Source organism: Streptomyces sp. YS-3 (assembly GCF_045257485.1).
Classification (GTDB): Bacteria; Actinomycetota; Actinomycetes; order Streptomycetales; family Streptomycetaceae; genus Streptomyces.
The window spans coordinates 1-4,611 of record NZ_JBJHPC010000567.1 but is presented as its reverse complement, the minus strand read 5'-3'; the positions used below and the strand labels follow the sequence as shown (position 1 = coordinate 4,611).

The 4,611-nt window shown below is 71.4% G+C and carries 5 protein-coding genes; all 5 read right to left on the bottom strand.

Annotated features, from left to right (window positions below; translation table 11 throughout):
- Nucleotides 1-148: 148 nt before the first annotated feature.
- Nucleotides 149-829 carry a response regulator gene (locus tag ACJA3G_RS30815; RefSeq protein ID WP_406556326.1) on the bottom strand — a complete coding sequence of 227 codons (681 nt, stop codon included), beginning with the start codon at nt 827-829 and terminating at the stop codon, nt 149-151.
- On the bottom strand, nt 826-2,571 hold the full coding sequence (locus ACJA3G_RS30810) for an ATP-binding protein (RefSeq protein WP_406556325.1): 1,746 nt from the start codon (nt 2,569-2,571) through the stop codon (nt 826-828). The genes ACJA3G_RS30815 and ACJA3G_RS30810 overlap by 4 nt, the downstream gene beginning before the upstream one ends.
- Nucleotides 2,572-2,797: 226 nt before the next feature.
- Nucleotides 2,798-3,034: a hypothetical protein gene (locus tag ACJA3G_RS30805; protein WP_406556324.1), complete on the bottom strand. Its 237-nt coding sequence runs from the start codon at nt 3,032-3,034 to the stop codon at nt 2,798-2,800.
- Between the two features lie 95 nt (nt 3,035-3,129).
- On the bottom strand, nt 3,130-3,711 hold the full coding sequence (locus ACJA3G_RS30800) for a DUF6082 family protein (protein WP_406556323.1): 582 nt from the start codon (nt 3,709-3,711) through the stop codon (nt 3,130-3,132).
- Nucleotides 3,712-3,735: 24 nt separating this feature from the next.
- Entirely contained in the window at nt 3,736-4,443 is a 708-nt protein-coding gene (locus ACJA3G_RS30795) for a DUF6082 family protein (protein ID WP_406556322.1), read from the bottom strand.
- Nucleotides 4,444-4,611 lie beyond the last annotated feature (168 nt).

Below are 4,611 nucleotides of genomic sequence, written 5' to 3'. Positions count from 1 at the left end.
GTGTAGCGGGCGGGCGGAACCCCTTGGTGGTTCTGGCGGCCTGGCGGTCCTGGCGGTCCTGGCCGGGCTGCCGTCCCGCCGGGGGCGCACAGGCGTACGGGCGCCGCCGCATCCGTCAACCCGGTGGCGGATGGGCGAGCCGCGTGGGTCAGTGGCCGGTCGCCGCCCACGTATAGCGGTGCTCGGGGCGGCCGGTCTCGCCGTAGCGCAGGCCGAGCCGCACCCGGCCCGTCCGCTCCAGAAGCTTCAGATAGCGCTGGGCCGTCTGCCGGCTCACCCCCGCCCGCTCGGCGATCTCCTGGGCCGAGAGCGGACCCTCGGCCGCGAGCAGTACCTGCCGCAGCAGCTCGGCCGTGGTGGGGGAGTGGCCCTTGGGCAGGTCGGGCTCGGCGGAGACCGAGAGGGCGCCGAAGATCCGGTCCACCTGGGCCTGTTCCGCCTCGCCGCCGCCGTCCAGGGTGCGGCGCAGCGCGGCGTACGCCTCCAGTCTGGTGCGCAGCCCCGCGAAGGTGAACGGCTTGACGAGGTACTGGAGTGCGCCCTGGCGCATCGCGGCCTGGACGGTGGCCACGTCACGGGCGGCCGTCACCATGATCACGTCGGTGTGGCGGCCGAGGCGGCGCAGCTCGCGTACGACGGCGAGGCCGTTCTCGTCCGGCAGATAGTGGTCCAGCAGGACCAGATCGACGGGGCGCTCGGTGAGGAGCGTGAGCGCCTCCGCGGCCGAGTGCGCCGTCGCCACCACCCGGAAGCCGGGAACTTTCCCGACGTAGGCGGCATTGATGTCGGCGACCCGCCGGTCGTCGTCCACGACGAGAACGTCGATCATCGCGACTCCTTGTCCAGGGAGATCCCGCTCGGATCCCCCGCTGGTACGGGACCGTTCCGGTCCTCACCCGGTACGGGACCGTCCATCGCCTCGTCCAGTGCCTCGCCCATCGCCTCGTCCAGTGCCTCGCTCAGGGCCTCCGGCAGGACGACGGTGAACTCCGCCCCGCCACCGGGCGCCGCCGCCACGCGTGCGTGGCCGCCCTGCCGCTCGGCGAACCGGCGGACCAGGGCGAGCCCCAGACCCCGCTTGCCGTGGGACGGCAGATCCTTGGTGGACCAGCCCTCGGTGAAGATCAGTTCGCGCTGGTCGTCGGGGACGCCGGGGCCGCTGTCGACGACGCGCAGTACGGCCGTACGTCCCTCGGCGCGCAGGGTCACCCGGACCGAGGCGTCCGGAGTGCCGGCGGCGGCGTCCAGGGCGTTGTCCACGAGGTTCCCGACCACGGTGACGAGCCCGCGCGGGTCGATCAGCCGGTCCGGGAGCAGGGTGTCCGGCGTGATGCGCAGCGCGACCGCGCGCTCGGCCGCCACGGTGGCCTTGCCGACCAGCATCGCCGCGAGCAGCGGATCGCGGACCTTCTCGGTGACCTGCTCGGCCGTGGTCCGGTGCACCCCCACGACCTCGGTGACGAACTCGACCGCCTCCTCGTGCATCTCCAGCTCCAGCAGACCGAGCAGGGTGTGCAGGCGGTTGGCGTGCTCATGGTCCTGGGCGCGCAGCGCGTCGATGAGCCCGTGGGTGGAGTCCAGCTCACGGCCGAGACGCTCCAGCTCGGTACGGTCGCGCAGGGTGGCGACGGCGCCGCCGTCGTCGGTCGGCATCCGGTTGGCGACCAGGACGCGGTGGCCGCGTACGGTCAGCAGGTCGGTGCCCGAGACGCGCCCGGCGAGCACATCCGTGGTCCGCCCCGCGCCCAGCACCTCGTCCAGGGGACGCCCCGCGGCCTCGGGGCCGACCCCGAGCAGCCGCTGCGCCTCGTCGTTGAGCAGCCGGACGCGGCCGTTCCGGTCGAGTGCCACCACCCCCTCGCGGATCGAGTGGAGCATCGCCTCGCGCTCCGCCAGCAGCGCCGAGATATCGGAGAAGGCCAGGTCACGGGTTTGCTTCTGGATCCGGCGGGAGATCAGATACGCGGCGAGCGCGCCGGCCGCGAGGGCGCCGCCCGCGTAGGCGAGCAGGCCGGGGATGGCGGCCAGGAGCCGGGCGCGCACGCTGTCGTACTCGATCCCGACCGACACCGCCCCCACGATCACCCCGTCGGCGTCCCGCAGCGGCACCTTGCCGCGCGCGGAGCGGCCCAGCGTGCCGCTGTCGATCTCCATGACGTCCTCGCCCGCCAGCGCCTCGCTGGGATCGGTGGAGACCACCCTGCCGAGCCGGTCGCCGTCCGGGTGCGACCAGCGCACCCCGCGCCGGTCCATGACCACCACGTACTCGGCGCCGGTGGCCCGGCGGATCCGCTCGGCCTCATGCTGCACGGGGCCGCCGACGGCGGGCCCGGATGCGAGGAGGTCGGCCGCGAGCTGCGGCTGCGCGGCCGTGGACTGGGCGATGGCGAGGGCGCGGCGCATCGCCTGGTCGTCGAGCTGATGGCTGAGCGGGGCGAGGAACAGGCCGGTCGCGAGCACGGTGACACCGGCGGCGATGGCCAGCTGCATCAGCAGCACCTGGGAGAAGACGCGCTGGGGCCAGCCGAACCGCCGCCGTCCGGGTGGGGGCGTGCTGGGGACGGCACTCATGCCTATGCACGGTAGACGGCGGATCGACGCATTCCGAATTCTGTTCGTACCGTGGGCACGCCCGTGCGGTCGTACCGGAGCGTGCCCGGCTCCAGCCGGCGGTCACCAGGACGCCGTACGGGACGGCTGCCGCGCGGCACCGCCGTATGGTTTCGGCTCCGTATGGTTTCGGGCACGAATTTCCTGTGAGTTTTCTGTGTGCGCTCGGTCGCGTGTTATCAATTCCTTATGCCTCGGGGATGTCCGCCCTGGCACGCACCAGCGTGTCGCGGGTGATGACGACGATCCGCTCGCAAGCGGCACGCCCGGCGTCGATCGGCAGCTTGCCGTCCAGGCTGTCGGTCATGTCGACACCGATGACGGCGAAGTTTCCGTCGCTCAACTCGAAGATGTCGGGGCAGGTCTGCCCCGACAGGCTGCCGCGTTCTCGTGGGGAAGCACCGACCCTGCGCACGATATTCACCAGGGACCGTTCCAATGGCTCGGAGGAGTCTGGCACGTAGGACAGATAACCAGACTCGCGCAGGTCGCGGTAGGTCTCCTGGGAATTGATGAGGATTACCTCAACTGGCTGATGTTTCGCACGATCTCGTCGACACGCCGTCCCAGGCGTGCCTCCTGGGAGCCCTCCTGGAGTACGGCCCGGTGCTGGCGCGTGAACTCCCAGTATTCGCGGAAAATAGGACTGCGGCAGATGACGTGCAGATGTCCGCCGATCTCGCTCTCGCTCGTCGAACCGGTGCGGTAGGCGTGCAGCACATTGCTGTAGAGGGCGTTCGCGTACAGGAACTGGCGCTGCTTCACGGGGGGCACCTCCTCCTCGAACGTGTCGAGGACGGCGGCCAGCTCGGGATCGTCGATGGCCTTGCTGAGCAGATCGAAGTGGAGCCGGTGCTGGTGGGTCAGGGTGAGCCGACGGGCCAGCAGCCGCTGTTGCAGGGCGAGCCCGGCGGCGCCCGCGGCGATCGCGAGCCCGGCGAAGACACCGCCGGCGGAGGCCGCGCCGGCCGCCGGGGCGAGCGCGTGGAACCCGGCGCCGAGCGCCAGGCTGAGGGCGGCGGCCAGCGCCACGGCGCCCGCCGCGAGCGCCGCCGTCGTCGCCGTGCCGTCGTGCTGTCCGTTTCTGTGCTGGCTGGTCATGTCTCTTCTCCCGTACGACTGTGACTACTGTGGGGCAGCGGGCGGCCCCTGGTTGGCCCTGATCTCCTCGTCGATCAGTTCCGCCAATTTCCTTTCGTGGCTGTCCCCGGGGAGCGCGAATTTCCGGTCCCTGGAGAGCTCCCAGTACCGCAGATAGGGCTCGCTGCTCCGTAATGACCGCGCGTGTACACGCAGTTCCTCGTCCGAATAGCTGCCCCACTGGCGGGCGAGCAACAAGTGCCCGAACGTCAGGTTGGCGAACAGGTACTGTCGTGCCTCCTCGTGAGGGATACCCGGAAAGCCGTTCCACACTGCCGCGAGCGACGGATCGTCCATGGCCATCCGGGTCAGCTGCACATGCAGCGAGCGCATATCGGCCTCCGCACTGCGGTGCAGTTCCTGGCGGGACTGGGACAGTTCCTCGCGCTGGTCCGCGAGTTCACGCCGCTGCATACGCAGTTCCTGGTATTGGAGCAGCAGCGCCACCACCAGTATGAGGAAGGCGAGGCCGGAGAAGACCGCGCTCGCCGCGCCGAAATAGTTACCGATCTGGCTACGGCTCTCGGCGCGGTCGAGACCGCCCTCGCGCCGCTGCACGGTATCGATGAGCCAGCCGCTCATCAGGAGGGCGGCGGCGCTCACCAGGGCGGTGCCGACGAGCGTGGCCGCCGTCCAGAGGGCGAACCTCGCGGTGGGGCGGAGCCAGGCGTGCGGTGATGTCGTCGCTGTCACGGGACCTCCCGGGTAGGGGCGCGCCGGTCGTGGCGGCACTCAATCTGCCCGTGTCCTTCCCGGGCGACGCACGGCCGGGGAGGCGGCCACGCGCATACCGGCCGGGCGCGGTAGCCGCTCGGGTGTGCGCGGGGCGCCCGGGTGGCCGCGCCCGGGCCGCCCATATCC

Excerpts from the sequence above, each read along its gene's own strand:
- ACJA3G_RS30815 (WP_406556326.1), bottom strand. The coding sequence starts at position 829 with ATGATCGACGTTCTCGTCGTGGACGACGACCGGCGGGTCGCCGACATC.
- ACJA3G_RS30810 (WP_406556325.1), bottom strand. The coding sequence starts at position 2,571 with ATGAGTGCCGTCCCCAGCACGCCCCCACCCGGACGGCGGCGGTTCGGC.
- ACJA3G_RS30800 (WP_406556323.1), bottom strand. The coding sequence starts at position 3,711 with ATGACCAGCCAGCACAGAAACGGACAGCACGACGGCACGGCGACGACG.